General features: G+C 73.6%; 14 protein-coding genes and 1 pseudogene. 11 read left to right on the forward strand and 4 right to left on the reverse strand.

Features of this window, described 5'->3' with window-relative positions:
* Positions 1-21 precede the first annotated feature (21 nt).
* The 7 genes from ACXR2U_RS02160 to ACXR2U_RS02190 all read left to right on the forward strand — a co-directional run bounded on the left by ACXR2U_RS02160 (position 22) and on the right by ACXR2U_RS02190 (position 9,016).
* The gene (locus ACXR2U_RS02160; RefSeq protein ID WP_458823275.1) at positions 22-2,241 is read left to right on the forward strand and encodes a hypothetical protein; all 2,220 of its coding nucleotides are present in this window, start codon (positions 22-24) and stop codon (positions 2,239-2,241) included.
* A 49-nt stretch (positions 2,242-2,290) separates the two neighbouring features.
* Positions 2,291-3,352, forward strand: coding sequence for a class I SAM-dependent methyltransferase (locus ACXR2U_RS02165; protein ID WP_458823276.1), 1,062 nt, complete (start codon positions 2,291-2,293; stop codon positions 3,350-3,352).
* Position 3,353: 1 nt separating this feature from the next.
* On the forward strand, positions 3,354-5,492 hold the full coding sequence (locus ACXR2U_RS02170; protein ID WP_458823277.1) for a hypothetical protein: 2,139 nt from the start codon (positions 3,354-3,356) through the stop codon (positions 5,490-5,492).
* A gap of 16 nt (positions 5,493-5,508) precedes the next feature.
* On the forward strand, positions 5,509-6,642 hold the full coding sequence (locus ACXR2U_RS02175) for a glycosyltransferase (RefSeq protein ID WP_458823278.1): 1,134 nt from the start codon (positions 5,509-5,511) through the stop codon (positions 6,640-6,642).
* An 88-nt stretch (positions 6,643-6,730) separates the two neighbouring features.
* Positions 6,731-7,720, forward strand: a complete 990-nt coding sequence (locus ACXR2U_RS02180; RefSeq protein WP_458823279.1) for a glycosyltransferase family 2 protein — start codon at positions 6,731-6,733, stop codon at positions 7,718-7,720.
* Positions 7,710-8,696, forward strand: a complete 987-nt coding sequence (locus tag ACXR2U_RS02185; RefSeq protein WP_458823280.1) for a lysylphosphatidylglycerol synthase domain-containing protein — start codon at positions 7,710-7,712, stop codon at positions 8,694-8,696. Before ACXR2U_RS02180 ends, ACXR2U_RS02185 begins: the two co-directional genes overlap by 11 nt.
* The gene (locus ACXR2U_RS02190; protein WP_458823281.1) at positions 8,693-9,016 is read left to right on the forward strand and encodes a hypothetical protein; all 324 of its coding nucleotides are present in this window, start codon (positions 8,693-8,695) and stop codon (positions 9,014-9,016) included. Before ACXR2U_RS02185 ends, ACXR2U_RS02190 begins: the two co-directional genes overlap by 4 nt.
* Here ACXR2U_RS02190 and ACXR2U_RS02195 read toward each other — a convergent pair.
* Positions 8,968-10,284 carry an HNH endonuclease gene (locus ACXR2U_RS02195; RefSeq protein WP_458823282.1) on the reverse strand — a complete coding sequence of 439 codons (1,317 nt, stop codon included), beginning with the start codon at positions 10,282-10,284 and terminating at the stop codon, positions 8,968-8,970. The genes ACXR2U_RS02190 and ACXR2U_RS02195 overlap by 49 nt on opposite strands.
* 529 nt (positions 10,285-10,813) lie before the next feature.
* Here ACXR2U_RS02195 and ACXR2U_RS02200 point away from each other — a divergent pair.
* Complete coding sequence (locus ACXR2U_RS02200; protein WP_458823283.1) at positions 10,814-11,392, forward strand: hypothetical protein; 579 nt, start codon at positions 10,814-10,816, stop codon at positions 11,390-11,392.
* Here the strand turns inward: ACXR2U_RS02200 and ACXR2U_RS02205 are convergent.
* The 3 genes and pseudogenes from ACXR2U_RS02205 to ACXR2U_RS02215 form a co-directional block, all read right to left on the reverse strand.
* A complete protein-coding gene (locus ACXR2U_RS02205) occupies positions 11,380-11,667 on the reverse strand; it encodes a hypothetical protein (RefSeq protein WP_458823284.1) in 288 nt (95 codons plus the stop codon). The genes ACXR2U_RS02200 and ACXR2U_RS02205 overlap by 13 nt on opposite strands.
* A 103-nt stretch (positions 11,668-11,770) precedes the next feature.
* Positions 11,771-12,175 (reverse strand): annotated as a pseudogene (locus ACXR2U_RS02210) (class I SAM-dependent methyltransferase); the annotation flags it as partial.
* Entirely contained in the window at positions 12,172-13,254 is a 1,083-nt protein-coding gene (locus ACXR2U_RS02215) for a glycosyltransferase (protein ID WP_458823285.1), read from the reverse strand. The gene ACXR2U_RS02215 and the pseudogene ACXR2U_RS02210, both read right to left, overlap by 4 nt.
* Before the next feature lie 107 nt (positions 13,255-13,361).
* Here ACXR2U_RS02215 and ACXR2U_RS02220 point away from each other — a divergent pair, with 107 nt between their 5' ends.
* The 3 genes from ACXR2U_RS02220 to manB are packed head-to-tail and all read left to right on the forward strand — an operon-like array spanning position 13,362 to position 16,473.
* Positions 13,362-14,474, forward strand: a complete 1,113-nt coding sequence (locus tag ACXR2U_RS02220) for a glycosyltransferase family 4 protein (RefSeq protein ID WP_458823286.1) — start codon at positions 13,362-13,364, stop codon at positions 14,472-14,474.
* Positions 14,471-15,403, forward strand: coding sequence for a glycosyltransferase family 2 protein (locus ACXR2U_RS02225; protein ID WP_458823287.1), 933 nt, complete (start codon positions 14,471-14,473; stop codon positions 15,401-15,403). Before ACXR2U_RS02220 ends, ACXR2U_RS02225 begins: the two co-directional genes overlap by 4 nt.
* Positions 15,400-16,473: a mannose-1-phosphate guanylyltransferase gene (gene manB, locus ACXR2U_RS02230; protein ID WP_458823288.1), complete on the forward strand. Its 1,074-nt coding sequence runs from the start codon at positions 15,400-15,402 to the stop codon at positions 16,471-16,473. Before ACXR2U_RS02225 ends, manB begins: the two co-directional genes overlap by 4 nt.
* The last annotated feature ends 1 nt before the right edge of the window (position 16,474 follow it).

Below are 16,474 nucleotides of genomic sequence, written 5' to 3' on the forward strand. Positions count from 1 at the left end.
CGCACCCGTTAGGGTGCCGCCGTGCCGCGGGACCACGCCGGCCCGGGTTCCGGGACCCTCGAGACCGCCGGGACCCCCGTGGCCCCGGTGAACGTCGCCGTCACCACGACCGCGGCCAGCGCCGGGACCACCGGCACGACCGGCACCCCCGCGACCCCTCACCCGGGTACCCCCGCGAGCGCCGTGCCCGTCCCGGCCTGGCTGGAGACCGGACTGCTGGCGGTCGTCCTGGTGGTGGTGTGCTGCGGCGGGTTCGGGCTCGCGCTGGCCGCCGGCGGCGTGTACTCGGCCGGCCTGTCGCTCGGCGTGGGCCTGCCCCTCGCCGCAGCCCTCACCGTGTTCGGCGCCCGCGCGCTCGCCGGTCGTCCGGGTACCCGTCCCGACCGGTCCGGTGGCACCCGGCCCGCGGTCGTGGCCGTGGTCGTCGTCCTGACATCGGCGGTCGTGAACGCCTGGCGCGCCGGCGCGTGGATCAACATCGACCGCGACCCGGCCGCGTACGCCATGGCCGCGCGGTGGATCTCGGAGCACGGGAGCCTGCAGATCCCGTTCGACGACGCGTGGGCCCCGACCGGGCTGTCGGTCACCGGCGCCTCGGCAGCGGTCTACTCCGAGGGCGACCACCTGGAGTTCCAGTTCGACCACCTGCTGCCGGTGCTGCTCGCCCAGGTGCGGGCCCTCGGCGGCGAGGGCGCGATGCTCGGTGCCAACGCTGTCATCGGCGCCGTCGCCCTGCTCGCCGTCTACGTGGTCGGGGTCCGGCTCACCCGCCGGCCGTGGCCGACGCTGGTGGCCGTCGTGGGCCTCGGGCTGTCACTGCCGGTCGTCTACGTCGCCCGGGCCACGTTCTCCGAGGCCGTCACGATGCTGCTGGTCTGGGCCGGTACCTGGCTGCTGGTGACGGCCTGGGACCGCGCGCCGTTCGTCCTCGGCCTGCTCGGCGGACTCGTCCTGGGTGCCTCGGCGATGGCCCGGGTCGACTCGTTGGTCTACCTGCTGGTGCTGCCGCTCGCCGCGGCGGCGGTCGCCCTGGCCTCGGGGCCGGACCGCTGGCGGCGCGTCGCCACCCTCACCGGCGCGGCGTTGCTCGGGGCAGCGGCACCGGTCGCGATCGGGACCGTCGACGTCGTCGCCCGAGCCGGGCAGTACTACCACAACCTCGCGCCACAGATCCAACCGTTGCAGAAAGCAACGGCGGCGTCGGTCGTCATCGGCGTCGTGCTCGTGCTGGCCGCGAAACCCCTGCGCCCACTGGCATCTCGCGTCGTCGCGCGGATCGCGCGGCACCGCGCCCTGATCGGCCGGGTCGCCGCCGTCGTCGTCGTCCTGGCGTTGGTCCTGGCCTGGGCGGTGCGACCCGCCGTCGACCGCCCGATGGGCCCGCCCAACCCGACCGTGCTGGGTCTGCAGCAGAAAGAGGGCCTCGGCATCGAGCCGGGCCGGCTCTACAACGAGCAGAGCATGGTGTGGCTGTCCTGGTACCTCGGGCCGCTCGCGCTCGCCCTGGCCGTGGTCGGGGTGGGGTTGCTGGTGCGCGCCACCGCGCGGGGCCGGTCGGCGGCGCTGGTCGTGCTCGCGGTGGCGGGTGTCGGTTCGGCCCTGTACCTGTACCGGCTGTCCAACACCCCCGACCAGTTGTTCGGCGTGCGCCGGTACGTGCCCGCGACCCTGCCGCTGGCCGCGCTCGGGCTGGCGACCGCGCTCGCCGCCGTGCCCCGGTCGTTGCCCGCGACGCTGCGGCCGGCCCTCGGTGCGGTGGGGGACCGGTGGCGCCGCGTGGGTGCCGCGCTCGTGGTCGTCGCGGTGCTGGCCTTCCCGTTCGGGACGCTCGCGCGGGTGTGGGACTTCTCGCCGCGGCGGGGCTCCGAGGCCATGTTCGTGTCCACCTGCCGCGCGATCGGGCCCGACGCCGTCGTCCTGTTCACCCGCGAGACCTACGGTTCGCTGACGTACCCCCAGGTGCTGCGCGACTTCTGCCACGTCCCGGTCGCCACGACCACGAGCGTGCCGACCGCGGACCAGGTCGAGCGCGCCGCCACGGCGTGGCGCGCACAGGGCCGCACGTTGTGGCTGGTCGACTCGGCGCCTGATCCCATCATCGACGTGCTCGGCCCGCGGACCGAGGTGCAACTGCTCGGACGCCGGGTCAACCGCGACGATCTGGCCGACACCCTGAGCCGTCCACCGACCTACCACGTGGTGTGGGACCGGGCCGTCTACGGCGTGCGGGTACCGGGGTGAACCGCCCGGATGGGATAGATTCGCCGCGCCGTCACACCAGGGGAGACACATGACCAACGCCGCGTCCGCCGGCCGCCCGGCCGCTGTCGAGAACGCGCGTCGCACGGCGTTCCGAGGTCTGCGCCGGGCCGTCCAGAAGAGCCCGGCACCGGTGCAGCGCGCGCTCTCGGGTGCGAGCGTGCGGGTGCTCGACTCGCTCGGTACCCCCGTCCCGGCCCCGCCGCCCGCGCCCGCCACGGGTGCCCCCGTGTGGGTGCCGCCGCCTCTGCCGCACCCCGACGGCGTGAGCGTCGAGTCGATCGAGAAGACCTTCCGCAGCTGGTCCATCGGCGGCGAGCCCGAGGGTCACATGAACGACTACGTGACCGATTCCTTCCACCGGTTCCTGCACACCTGGTCGCTGGTGCGTGACGAGCACGGCACCGCTCTGGAGCTGGGCGCGAACCCGTACTTCACCACCTACCTGCTCGACCGCTACACCGGCCTCGAGCTCACCCTCGCCAACTACTTCGGCCACAACGGGACCATCGAGGAGAAGGTCTCGTTCCTGCCCGACGGCGAGAGCGAACGGGTCGAGCAGGTCCGCACCTCGGAGATGTTCAACGTCGAGGAGGACCCGTTCCCCTACGGCGACGACAGCCTCGACGTCGTGCTGTTCTGCGAGATGCTCGAGCACCTGCTCATGGACCCCACGGCGACACTGCGGGAGATCCAGCGCATCCTCAAGCCGAACGGCGTGCTCGTGCTCACGACGCCGAACGTCGCCCGCATCATCAACGTGCTGACGCTGGTCAACGGCGCCAACATGTACGACCCGTACTCGGGATACGGGCCGTACGGCCGTCACAACCGCGAGTACACCCGGCACGAACTGCACCTGCTGCTGGAGTTCCTCGGTTTCGAGGTCGAGACCTCGTTCACCGCCGACGGTCACCCGGTGCACGCGGAGAGCTGGCCGAAGTACGACGAGGTCGCGCCGCTCATCGAGTACCGCAAGAACGACCTGGGTCACTACCTGTTCGTCAAGGCCCGCAAGGTCCGTCCGCCGCGTGAGGGACTGCCGAACTTCCTGTTCCGCAGCTACCCCGCCGGCGTCATCGTCGACGTCTGACGTGACCACCCAGCGCGACGACGTCCTGGACCCGGCGGCCGGGTCGGACCGACCGGACCCCGCGTCGACCGAGCCGCCCGTGACCGGGGGCGACGTCACCGCCGAGGCCAGGCCCGACGCGTTGCTGCCGGTGTGGTTCGAGTGGGGTCTGGTCGTCGTCGTCGCGGCGCTGGTCTGCGTGACCGGCGCCGGCCTGCTGCTGGCGCTGCTCGGCCGCTACGGCCTGGTGCCGGCGCTGCTCTGGGGCCTGCTCGGCACGGTGCTGTTCGTCGCGCTGGCGCTGCCCGGCTCGGTGCGGACCCGCGAGGGGAGGTCCGCGCACCTGCCGACGCTCGCGATGTGCGTCGTCGCCCTGGGATCGGTGCTGTTCAACAGCCTGCGCGCGGGGCACTACGTGTTCGTCGACCGCGACCCCGGTGTGTACGCCGTCGCCGGGCGGTGGCTCGCGCGCACCGGGACGTTGCGGGTGCAGGCGGGTGACCCGTGGGTGTCGGTCAGCAGGACCACCAACTTCGCCTCGGCCGGCATGTACCCCGAACCCGGCGGGTTCCTCGAGTTCCAGTTCAACCACCTGTTCTCGGTGCTGCTGGCGGTGGCGCAGGGCATCGGCGGGGACCGGGTGATGTTCGCGGTCAACGGCGTGGTCGGCGGGGTCGGCCTGCTCATGGTCTACGCCGTCGGGGTGCGGTTGTGCCGGCGTCCGTGGCTCGTCGTCGCGGGGCTCACCGGCCTGGCGCTGACGCTGCCGCAGCTGCTGTTCTCGCGTGACACCTACTCCGAGCCGTTCACCCAGCTGCTGCTGTGGTCCGCGATGTGGCTGCTGCTCACGGCGTGGGAGCGCCGCCGGCTCGGCCTGGCCGCGCTCGGCGGGCTCGCGCTCGGCGCGACCGTCATGGTGCGGGTCGACGCCCTGCTCTACCTCGGCGTGCTGCCGGTCGTCGCCGCCCTCGCCTTCTGCGCGTCCAGCCGCGGGTCGGGCCGCCGCTTCGCCGCCGCCTGGGTGGGGACGGCCCTGCTGGCGGCGGTCCCGCCGGTGGTGCTCGGCTCGATCGACGTCCAGGAACGTGCCGGCGGCTACTACGCCGCGTTGAAGTCCAGCGTCGACGGCCTGCGGATGTTGCTCGTGGCCTCGCTCGTCGTCGGCCTGGTCGTGATGGTGATCGGGCCGCGGATCCCCGGCCTCGGGTGGCTCGTCAGCCGCGTCCGCGACCGGTTCGCGGTGGGCGCGGGGCTGTTCGTGTCCGGGGCGTTGGCGCTGGTGTGGGCGCTGCGGCCCGCGCTGCAGCACCCACTCGGGATCAGCAACACCACGACGGCCGGGCTGCAGCGGCAGGAGGGCATCCCGGTCTCGCCGCGACTGACGTACTCGCAGGACACGATGACCTGGTTCGGCTGGTACCTCGGGCCGATCACGCTGGCGCTCGCCGTCGTCGGGCTCGGCCTGCTCACCACCGCGGCGATCCGCGGGCGGCGGGCGTCGCTGATCGTGCTCGCCACCACCGGCCCGGCCGCCGCGCTCTACCTCTACAACGTGTCGAACACCCCTGAGCAGGTCTGGGCGATGCGCCGGTACGTGCCGGCCGTGTTCCCGCTGTTCGTGCTGGCCGCGGTCGTCGCCGTCGAGGCGGTGCTGGCGCTGTTGCGGTTCGCGCCGTGGCGGCCGTGGCTGCAACGGGCCGTGGCCGTGGCCGCGGTGGCCGCGTTCATCGCGTTCCCCCTGGGCGTGCTGGGGCCGGTCCGCGACTTCGAGACCCAGGTCGGGTACCTGCCGGCGATCGACAAGACCTGCGACACCCTCGGCCCCGACGCCGCCGTCGTGTTCGTGTATCCCGACGTCGACGGCATCGTGCTGACCCAGACGGTGCGCAGCTTCTGCGGGGTCCCCGCGACGCGGTTCTCGGTCACCGACCCCACGCCCACCGAGCTCGCCGCCGTGTCCGACGCCGCTCGGGCTCAGGGACGCACGCTGTGGGTGCTGGGTTCGTCGCAGCAGGGGGTCGAGACGGCCGTCGACGGCTCGGCGCCGGTGCAGCAGATCGCCGACGTCACCAACGACCGCAAGCTCGAGGCGACCATCAGCCGGCTGCCCGACAGCTACGACTCACAGTCGCTGCTCGTGTGGGGGGCCAGGGTCGGCTGACGTACCTTTGGCGACCGTGCGTGTCTCCGTCGTCCTCGAACAGGCACTGGCACCGGTGCCCGGGGGCACCGGGCGGTACGCCCGGGAGCTCGCCGCGGCCCTCGCCCGGACCGGCTCCGACGGGGACGAGGTGGTGAGCTGGGTCGCCGCCCACCGTCACACCGAGGCCGCGCGTCTGCCCCACGTCGAGGGCCCCCACCGCCTGTCGTTGCCCGCGCCGGTGCTCGCCCGGGCGTGGGCCCGCGGCACCGGCCCGACGCCGCGCGCCTCGCACCTCGTGCACGCCCCGACCCTGCTGATGCCGCCGGTGCACGACGTCCCCCTGGTGGTCACGGTGCACGACGTCGTCCCGTGGACCCACCCCGAGACCCTCACCGCCCACGGCGCGGCCTGGCACCGCGAGATGGGCGCCCGGGCGGCCGAGCACGCCGCGGCCGTCACCGTGCCCACCGACGCCGTCGCGGGCGCGCTGCGCGAGGTCCTGCCGCAGCTGGACCCCGACAAGCTGCACGTGCTCGGCGCGGGCGTGAGCACCGGGCTGATCGAGGCCGCCGCGGCCGAGGACGCCGACACCACCCTGCTCGAACTCGGGGTCGACCGGCCGTTCGTCCTCGTGGTCGGCACGTTGGAGCCACGCAAGGGCGTCGACGTCGCCATGGAGGCCCTCGCGGCCCTGCCGGCCGAGCGGCGCCCGCTGCTCGTGCTGGTCGGCGCCACCGGCTGGGGCGGGGTCGAGGTCGGCACGCTCGCGGCCAAGGCCGGACTGGACCCGGAGGACGTCCGTCCGCTGGGCCGCCTCGCGGACGTCGACCTCGGGGTGCTCATGGCCCGGGCGCGGGCCGTGCTGGTGCCCAGCCGCGCCGAGGGCTTCGGGTTGCCGGTCGCCGAGGCCATGGCCGTGGGGACCCCGGTGGTGGTCACCGACGTGCCCGCGCTGGTCGAGGTCGCCGGTGGGTGCGCCGCAGCCGTCGTCCCCGTGGGCGACGCCCTGGCGCTGGCCGACGCCGTCGACGCGCTCGACCACGACCCCGCGGAGCGCGTCCGCCGGTGCGCGGCGGCCCGGGAGCGGGCCGACGCGTTCAGCTGGGACACCGTCGCCACGCGGGCCTGGACGCTGTACCGGCGGCTGCGGGCACCCGGAACCGTGTGAGCGACACTCCGCGTGGTGGTCGGGGATCGTTCCGGGGGCGGTTAGACTCGCGCCCCGTGTTCCACCACGTCGACGTCACCACCACCCGATGACCACCCAGCCCGCGAGGACCGTTCCGCCGGCTGGTGGACCTGCGTTCACCACGCTGCCCACGCCCGTGAGCGCCGAGCGCCTCGTCGAGGAGACCCTCGACGTCACCGTGGTCCTGCCCTGCTACAACGAGCAGGACCACCTCCAGCAGGAGATCGACCGCATCACGGTCGCGATGCGTGCCAGCGGCTACAGCTGGGAACTGCTCGGCATCGACGACAAGTCGACCGACGGCACGCTCGCCATCCTCGAGGCCAACGAGAAGACCAACCCCGACATGCGCGTGCTGGCGTTCCCGCGCAACGGCGGTTCCGGTACGGCCCGCCGCATCGGGACCCGCGAGGCGCGCGGTCGCATCGTGGTGTGGACCGACGCCGACATGACCTACCCGAACGAGCGGATCCCCGAGTTCGTCAAGTACCTCGACGACAACCCGCACTCGGACCAGGTGGTCGGCGCCCGCACCAGCGAGCAGGGCACGCACAAGTTCCTGCGCGTCCCGGCCAAGTGGATCATCCGCAAGATCGCCGAGGTCCTCGCCGGGACCAAGATCCCCGACCTCAACAGCGGCCTGCGCGCGTTCCGTCGTCAGGTGTCGCTGCCGTACCTGCGGCTGCTGCCGCCCGGGTTCTCGTGCGTCACGACCCTCACGCTGTCGTTCCTGTCGAACCAGCACGAGGTCGACTACCTGGCGATCGACTACGCCCAGCGCGCGGGTACCAGCAAGTTCCACTTCGTCCGCGACGCCTACCGGTACATCCTGCAGGTGCTGCGGATGGTCATGTACTTCAACCCGATCAAGGTCCTCATGCCGATCGCCCTGTGGCTGATCGCGATCGGGTTCGTGAAGGCGATCGTGGACCTCGTGCGGCTGCGTCCGGTCGGCATCGCGACCTCGACCCTGCTCCTGCTCATCGGCGGTCTGCTCATCGGCGCCATCGCCCTGCTCGCCGACCTCATCGTGCGCTCGCGCGACGATGACGGCTGAGCCACCGGCCCCTTCCTCCGTCGTCGCGGGCGCCGACCCGGACGTCGCCGTTCCCGCCCCGGCGCCACCGTCGCGGCTGCGCCGGGTCGTCACGGTCTTCGCGCTCGTCGTGGTGGTCGCCGCGGCGGCCCTCGTGCTCTACCGCGACCGTCACGAACTGGCCGACGCCGCCGACGTGCTGTCGTGGTGGGTCATCGCGCTGTCGGCGATCCCGGCGGCGATCGCCACGACCCTGAACGGCGTGTCCTGGGTGGCCGTCCTGCACGGGCTGCGGGTGCGCGCGCCGCTCGGCGCGGGGCTGCGGGTGTTCTTCGTGACCCAGCTCGGCAAGTACCTGCCCGGGTCGGTCTGGCCCGCGGTCGGGCAGATGACGGCCGGCCGCCGTTGGCAGGCGGCGCCGCGCACGATGCTCACCGCCAACCTGTTCGCCCTGGTCATCGGTCTGGTCACCGGCCTGCTGATCGCCTGCGTGACGTTGCCGTGGTCGGGCGCCGAGGCGTTCGCCCGGTTCTGGTGGCTGCTCATCGCCGCGCCCGTCCTGCTCGTGCTGCTGCTGCCGCGGGTGCTGCCCGCGGCCGTCGACAAGCTGCTCTCGCTGCTGCGCCGCGCGCCGCTGGGGGAGCGGGTCCCGGTCCCTGCCACCCTGCGCAGTTCGGGCTGGGCGCTGCTCGCCTGGGTGGGGTTCGGCCTGCAGACCTACCTGCTGTGCGTCGCCGCCGGCTACTCCGGGGCCGAGACGGCCGTGGCGGCCTTCGGCGCGGGCGCCTTCGCGATCTGTGTGGGCGTGCTCGCCATCCCGTTCCCGGCCGGCGCGGGGGTCCGTGAGACGGCGTTCGTGCTGGCGCTCTCGGCCACCGTGCCCTCCGCGGTCGCGTTGCTGGTGGCCATCGCCGCCCGCCTCACGTTGGTGGTCGTCGACCTCGGAGCCGCCGGTGTCGGCGCCGCCTGGGGCAAGGTCGCCGACCCGACGTCGTGACGTCACGTCCGGAGATCGTGTGTCTCTGCGGCTCGGCCCGGTTCGCGGCCGAGTTGGCCGCGGTGAACCGCGAGCTGACGCTCGCCGGGGCCATCGTGGTGGCGCCGGCGTTCGCTGCCGACGCCGCCGGCCGGGACGCCGCCGAAGCACTGTCCGACGCGCAACGACGCGCGCTGGGTGAGCTGCACCTGCGCAAGATCGAGCTCGCCGACCGCGTCGTGGTGGTGGACCCCGGCGGCTACCTGGGCGACGCCGTCCGCCGCGAGATCGCTCACGCCCGGGCCGCCGGCAAGCCGGTGACGTTCACCGAGCCCGTCTGACGCAGCAGGTCGTGGTCGAGGAAGAACTCGACGGTGGCGTGGGGTCGTCGGGCGGCAGCGATCCGGCGTTTCGCGAGGCGTTCGAGCTTCGATCGGCGGTGTCGTCGGCGGGGTGGTCGGGTCGGCGCCGTCGGTGTTCGTTCGGCCGTGTCGGGGATCCGGTCGGCTTTGGTCTCGTTGCACCAGACACACATCCCGCGGGCGTTGGTCAGGCTGGTGGGGCCGCCGTGGGTGTGGGGTTGGTGGTGGTCGACGTGTCCGATGGGGGCGTCGCAGTACGCGGTGGTGCAGGTGTCCTCGTTACGCAACGCGACGAAGTCGGCCATGGCTTTCGTGAACTGACGGGATGCGGTCTCGGCGGTGATGAGCCGGCCGGCGGGGTCGCAGAACAGGCGGCGGACCCGGTGGGCTGGGCTGTCGTGGCCGGTGTCGAGCACCATCGCCCGGGCCAGCGGTGCGGGGATCGGTGATCCGTCGACGAGGCGGGCGGGTGCGTCGCCGGCACCGAGCAAGGTGCGGTCGGTGATGACCAGCTGCACTGCGAGCGGGACGGCGTTCGCGGTCGTCTGTCCGGTGATCCGTTCGACGACGGTGTCGGCCATGATCTGCCCAGCGGGGCGCTGGTCGCCGTGCACTCGGGCGTCCTTGACGGCCTGCTCGAGCGCGGCGCGGCAGGCGACGACCTGCACCATCGGGGCGAGCAGCGTGTGCCAGGCCATGGCGTCGGGTGCCGGGCGGGTGGACACGCGGCGTTCGCTGGCGGCTCTCGCGGCGCGGGCGCAGGCGCCGGCGGGGTCGAGTTCGTGCACGGCGGCGCGGGTGCGGCGGGTCAGGGTCCGGTCGCCCCAGCCGTCGAGGTTCGCCGCGATGCCGGCGTCGACGATCTGCCGGTCGACCTGCTCCAGGGGTGCGACCTGGTCGAACACGATCCGCGCCCGCCGTTCCGACAACTCCCCGCGCTCGAGCAGGGCGAACGTGCCCGGGGTGTCGGTGGGTGCTTCGACCGCCCAGCGCAGGTACTGCCCCGCGTGCCACGGGCTCAGCTTCAACGCCTGACCGAGTTGGGCGACCAGTTGCCGCCGGGCGTGCTCCCGCCGCCGCGCCCGACCCACACCGGGCTTCGGCACGGTCGCGATCTCCACCTCGATCGCGGCGCGGTGTTGGGCGGCGAGGGCTGCGGTCTCGCGGGCGATCTCGGCGGCGAGTCGGCACCGTTGCGCGTCCAGCGTGGCGATCCGCGCCATCCGGTCCGCAACGGTGTTCGACATGCGTTCGATTCTACTGGATGGGGTCGGGAAGTCAATGTCCAGCGGGGTTTTCCCTGCTGGAAGTAGAGTCCTGCCGAGGTGTCACTTGCCGACTCCCGACCGCCGAACGGCTGCTGTGGGGCGTTCCCGAGGTCCGGCTGCAGCGCCTCGTCACGAGTGGTCGGAGCCGTCGTTGACGGTGTCGATTCCAACCGGGGTCGACAGCAGGAACTGGAGAACGTCGAGCCACCGCTTCACGGTGTCGATGAGGCGTCGGTGTGCATCGAGCTTCTTCGAGGCCCGCCCCGACGCGGCAACGAATCCGGGACCGAGGACCGCGGCGATCCGCGACGGCGGCGAGACGTCGCTCCATACGCCTCAGCGGACGTGTCGCTGATTTCTCGTCGGCCCCACCCTCGACGCACGGCGCCGCGCAGTCGAGCGAGTGCCGGTCCGCACGCGAACCTCGCCACGGCGCCGAACGCGCGCGTTCCTGGTGGCCTCGTCGTGACAGGAAAAGCGCGTCACCGACGGCGTTACCGTGTGGATCGTGACCCTGCGGTTCTCGACCGAGGTCGAGGCCGCCGACTGGCTCACTCGGCCGGCGGCAGTGGGCAACTGGCTGATGCCGGTGAACGTGGACGCGTTCCCGGCGTACGGGCGGCTCCGCTACATCCCCGACCCGACCCGTCCGGACCACGCGGAGTCGTGGGACGAGATGCCGGAGGACCATCCCGCCGATCTCGACCAGGCCCGACGTGCTCTGACCGTGCTCGCTCGCTTCACCGGGACCCCGGAGCGGTGCCTGTTCAGCGTGTGGGAGGGCTACGGCGGGCTGCCGCCGGCGGTCGGGGCGGGGCCCATGGTCGAGATGCCGCACCGTCGCCACGCCCTGGTCACGGGAGCGTTGGCCGACGTGGCCGATTGGCCCGACCTGCCCGGCAGCGCGTCGCTGCCGCCGGCGCTGGTCTGGCCCGCCGACCGCAGCTGGCTGTTCACCAGTGACGTCGACCTCCACTGGGCGGCCATCGGCTGCTCCGAGGACGCGCTCGCCGCGCTGCGGGCTGACCCGGGGCTGGACGTCGTGGCCGCGGATCCCACGGTCCCGCCGCCGGTCTACCGCGGCTGAGTCGGCCGTCGGCCCACGGCGACCAACCCGGTGCCGGCGTTCGGACGCAGGCGCTGGAGGGCGGCGAAGGGGCTGACGGCGAGGGTGACGACCGGGCCGAGCACGTCGGAAGGCTGGAGCTGGCGGGCGCTGCTGGCGGTGCGCTCGGCGAAGGCGTCGTCGGGAGCGGCCGCGCCCTCGGCGGTGCTGCCGGCGACGGCACCGCCCGCGAGGCGACGGCCGGCGATCCGGCCGCGGACGTTCTCCGTCGCGAGGCCGAGCGGCCACCCGTACACCGTGACGTCGACGTCGACGTAGCCCGCGTCCTGCAGCAGCGCGCGCAGGCCCGGCCGGCTCGTAGCGGCGGTAGTGGCCGACCATGGTGTCCCACGGGTTGAAGCGCGCCTGGAACGCCGGCACCGACAGCAGCAGGTGGCCGCCGGGGCGCACGTGGGTGGTCCACTCCTCGAGCGCGGCGACGTCGTCCTCGAGGTGTTCGAGGACCTCGAACGCGCAGACCAGGTCGAACTCCGAACCCGCCGGCAGGTCGGAGGACGCCTCGTTGCGCACCGCTCCGCCGCGCGGCTCGATGCGCCCCCGCGCGACCTCGCACGAGGTCGGGTCGGGCTCGACCCCGAGGTACTCGACCCCCGGCCGCTCGGCGATGCGGGCGCCGAACGCGCCGCCGCCGCAGCCGATCTCCAGCACGGTGCGGGGCGCGATGGCCTCGACCTGCCGCGCGACCACCGACCAGCGCAGGCGGGCGTTCGGGGCGAGCGGGGCGGGCGCGGCACGCGTGCTCATGAGAGGACCTCCAGGAGGGGACGGACGACAGCAGCAGGACGGAAGTCACGGTCGGCGCGGGCCGAGCAGGCGGCGCGGACGGTGGCGAGGCGCTCACGGTCGCCCGCGAGCGCGACCAGGGCGTCGGCGAGGGCCTCGGCGTCACCGGGCGGGACGAGCACGGCGTCGTCGCCGAGCGCCCGACGTTGGGGGGCGGTGTCGGACGTGACGACCACGCACCCGGCCGCCGCACCTTGGTAGACCTTGTTGGGGACGACGCGCAGCCCCTTCTCGGACGTCCCCACGATGCCGAGGCAGACGTCGTGCGCGGCGACCACGGCCGGCAGTTCGGTCGACGCCACCCGGTCGATCCAGCGGATGTGGTCACCCGGCGCCGCCGCCTTCGCCGCCTCGAGGTCCTGGCCGCTGCCGATCATCGTGGCCTTGAGGGCGGCCCGGGACCCTGCACGTTCGAGGGCCTCGGCGATCACCGGCGCGCCCTGCAGCGGGGTGAACAGGCCGAAGAACACGACCTGCAACGGGCCGTCGACGACCGGGTCGTTCTCGCGCGCGTCGAACCACGCCTGCGGCGCGCCGACGGGGACCACGACGGTCTTGTCCCGGTGACGGGCCGGCATCAGGTCGCGGTGCTCGTCGGTGTCGACCACGACGACGTCGGCCGCCGCGATCGCGACACGGTCCAACCGGTCCAGCACCCGGGGGACCAGCCCCGCCTTCGCGCCGCGGTCGCGGGCGGTGTCGCCGAGGAAGATCAACAGGTCGAGAACCAGCGTTGCCCGGCGGAACAGCACCCGCGCCAGCAGCACGTCGAGGTGCCCGAGGTGGCCGACGACCACGACGTCGGGGCGCGGCCCCCGCCGCGAGGCGACGACCAGCCGGAACCAGGCCGCGAGCAGCTTGGGCAACGCCGTGAGCAGCGGCAGCGGCGAGCCGAGCGACTTGACCCGGGCGGCGGTGTCGAACGCCCAGGGCGCGTTGATCTCGCGGACCTCGTGGCCGTGCGCGGCGAGGCCCTCTAAGAGCACGGCGACCCGGGGGTGGGCGCCCGTGTCGTAGGTGCCGAACCCCGCGATGCGCATCGGGCCAGTCTGCCGTGAGGGGTCGGCGACGGGGGCGTCGGTACCCTCCGGCATCGGTCCGCCCGGGTCGGGGCGGCACCGGTCGACGGTCGAGGGAGGTCAGCGGGATGGCGCGCGTGCTGCTCGACGCCACCGCCATCCCCGCCGACCGCGGTGGCGTGGGTCGCTACGTCGACGGCCTGGTCGCGGCCTTCGCGGCCGGGGCGGCCCCGGACGTCGACCTGGTGGTCGTCCACGCGCCGGGCGACGACGTCCTGGCCGCGGCGCCGGTCGAGAGCGTCGCCGCGCCGGCCGCCACCGCCCGCACCGCGGCGCGGTTCGCCTGGGAGCAGACCGGTCTGCCGCGGTTGGCCCGACGGCTGCGTGCGGACGTGCTGCACAGCCCGCACTACACATTGCCCCTCGCTGCCCCCTGCCCGGTCGTGGTGACGTTGCATGATGCAACGTTCTTCTCCGGGCCGCAGTGGCACTCGCGGGTCAAGGGGCCCTTCTTCCGCTCCTGGACCAGGATCGCGGCCCGGCGTGCGGCCGGTCTGGTCGTGCCGTCGGCCGCGACCCGTGACGACGTCGCCGCCCACGTGCGCCTCGACGCCACCCGGGTCACGGTCGCGCCGCACGGGGTCGACCACGACCTGTTCCGGCCGCCCTCGGGCACGGAGGTCGACGCCCTGCGGGCCCGGCTCGGTGTCGACGGCGAGTTCGTCGGGTTCCTCGGCACCCTCGAACCGCGCAAGAACGTGCCGGCCCTGGTCGAAGGGTGGGTTCGGGCCTGCCGCGACCGCGCCACCCCGCCCGCCCTCGTCCTGGCCGGTGGCGCCGGCTGGGACCCCGGGATCGACGCGGCCGTCGACGCGGTGCCATCGTCGCTGCAGCTGGTGCGCCCCGGTTACCTCGAGCTCGATCAGCTGCCGGCGCTGCTCGGCGGCGCGGCGGTGACCGCCTACCCCAGCCTCGGCGAGGGTTTCGGGCTGCCCGTCCTGGAGGCCATGGCGTCGGGTGGCGCGGTCCTGACCACGCGGAAGCTGTCGCTGCCCGAGGTCGGCGGCGACGCCGTCGCCTACTGCGAGACCGGTCCGGACGCCATCGCGGCCGGGTTGAGCGAGCTGCTCGACACCGACACCACTGCTTTGCGCGAGCATGCGGTGGCCCGGGCCGCCGGGTTCACCTGGGCCCGGTGCGCCGCGCTGCACGCCGACGCCTACCGGGCGGCGGCCGCATGAGCCCCGCAGTCGCGGTCGTGGTGGTGACGTACTTCCCCGGACACGAGATCGACGACCTGCTCGACTCCCTGGCCGACGCCGTGAGCGAGCCCTACGAGGTCGTGCTCGCCGACAACGGCTCGACCGACGGCTCGGTGGAGCGGGCGGCGACCCGCCCGGGCGTCACCCTGCTGCCCACCGGCGGCAACCTCGGCTACGGCCGCGCGGCCAACCTCGGCGTGGCCGCCACGACCGCCGACCACGTCGTCATCGCCAACCAGGACCTCACCTGGGGTCCGGGTTCGCTCGACACCCTGTTGGCCGCCGCCCGCCGGCGTCCGGACGCCGTCTCGCTCGGCCCACGGATCCAGACCGCGGCGGGCGTCGTCTACCCGTCGGCGCGCGACCTGCCCGACCTCACCACCGGCGCGGGCCACGCCCTCTTCGGGTGGTGGTGGCCCGGCAACCCGTGGACCCGTCGGTACCGCCGCGAGCGCGAGGGGTTGCACGAGCGCGAGGCCGGGTGGCTGTCAGGTTCGTGCCTGCTCGTGCGACGCGACGCCTTCGACGCGGTCGGGGGGTTCGACCCTAGATACTTCATGTACTTCGAGGACGTCGACCTCGGCGAACGGCTCGGCCACCTCGGGGTCAACCTCTACGTACCCGACGCGGTCGTCACCCACGTCGGCGGCACCGCCACCGGTCGCGACCCCCGGCGGATGGCCAGGGCCCACCACGACAGTGCGTGGCTCTACATCCAACAGCGGTACCCCGGCCCGTGGCGACGGCCCCTGCGGGCGCTGCTGCACGCGGGGCTCTACGCCCGCGCCGTGCTCGCCGTGCGGTCGCGGGCGGTGGCGGCGGGCGCCCGTTTGGCAGGATCAGGGTCGGACGCCCCGACCGACCCGCACTCCCCGACGCCCCAGAACACCCCGGAGGAAACCCCGTGAGCGATGTCGACGCCGTCGTCCTGGTCGGTGGCCAGGGCACCCGCCTGCGCCCGCTGACCCTGTCCGCGCCGAAACCGATGCTGCCGACCGCCGGCGTGCCGTTCCTGGCGCATCTGCTGTCGCGGATCGCCGCGGCCGGTATCGAGCACGTGGTGCTCGGTACGTCGTACAAGGCTTCGGTCTTCGAGGAGTTCTTCGGCGACGGCGCCGCGCTGGGGCTGGACATCGACTACGTCGTCGAGACCGAACCGCTCGGCACCGGTGGCGGGATCCGCAACGTGGCGTCGAAGCTGCGCGGCGACACCGCGCTGGTCTTCAACGGCGACGTCCTGTCCGGGGTCTCGTTGCCCGCCCTGCTCGACGCGCACCGCACGGCCGATGCCGACGTCACGCTGTACCTGACCCGCGTGGCCGACCCGACGGCGTTCGGCTGCGTGCCGACCGACGACGACGGCCGGGTCACCGCCTTCCTCGAGAAGACCCAGGATCCGCCCACGGACCAGATCAACGCCGGCACCTACGTGTTCAAGCGCTCGGTGCTCGAGGCCATCCCGGCCGGTCGGGCCGTGTCGGTGGAACGCGAGACGTTCCCGGGGCTGTTGGAGGCCGGAGCCAAGGTGTTCGGGTTCGTCGACACCACCTACTGGCGCGACCTCGGCACGCCCGGTGACTTCGTGGCGGGCTCCGCCGACCTGGTGCGGGGCATCGCTCCGACCGCGGCCCTCCCCGGTCCGACCGGCGAGTCCCTCGTGTTGCAGGGTGCAACGGTGGACCCGACCGCACGGCTGACCGGTGGCACGGTCGTCGGCACCGGCGCGTCGGTGGGGGAAGGGGCTCGCATCGCGTCGGGCATGGTCTTCGACGGCGCGTCGGTCGGCGAGGGATGTGTCGTCACCCGCAGCGTGATCGGCCGCGGCGCCCGCATCGGCCCGCACTCGGTGATCACCGATGCGGTCATCGGCGACGACGCGGTCGTCGGCGCCCACAACGAACTGGTGCACGGTGCACGGGTCTGGCCGGGCGTCACCCTGCCCGACACCGCCGTGCGGTTCAGCGCCGACGTCGGCTGAC

Source organism: Jatrophihabitans sp. YIM 134969, from assembly GCF_054456675.1.

Bases quoted from the DNA above. Each gene is read 5' to 3' on its own strand.
- ACXR2U_RS02165 (WP_458823276.1), top strand. From the start codon at position 2,291: ATGACCAACGCCGCGTCCGCCGGCCGCCCGGCCGCTGTCGAGAACGCG.
- ACXR2U_RS02180 (WP_458823279.1), top strand. From the start codon at position 6,731: ATGACCACCCAGCCCGCGAGGACCGTTCCGCCGGCTGGTGGACCTGCG.
- ACXR2U_RS02185 (WP_458823280.1), top strand. From the start codon at position 7,710: ATGACGGCTGAGCCACCGGCCCCTTCCTCCGTCGTCGCGGGCGCCGAC.
- ACXR2U_RS02195 (WP_458823282.1), bottom strand. From the start codon at position 10,284: ATGTCGAACACCGTTGCGGACCGGATGGCGCGGATCGCCACGCTGGAC.
- ACXR2U_RS02215 (WP_458823285.1), bottom strand. From the start codon at position 13,254: ATGCGCATCGCGGGGTTCGGCACCTACGACACGGGCGCCCACCCCCGG.
- ACXR2U_RS02220 (WP_458823286.1), top strand. From the start codon at position 13,362: ATGGCGCGCGTGCTGCTCGACGCCACCGCCATCCCCGCCGACCGCGGT.
- ACXR2U_RS02225 (WP_458823287.1), top strand. From the start codon at position 14,471: ATGAGCCCCGCAGTCGCGGTCGTGGTGGTGACGTACTTCCCCGGACAC.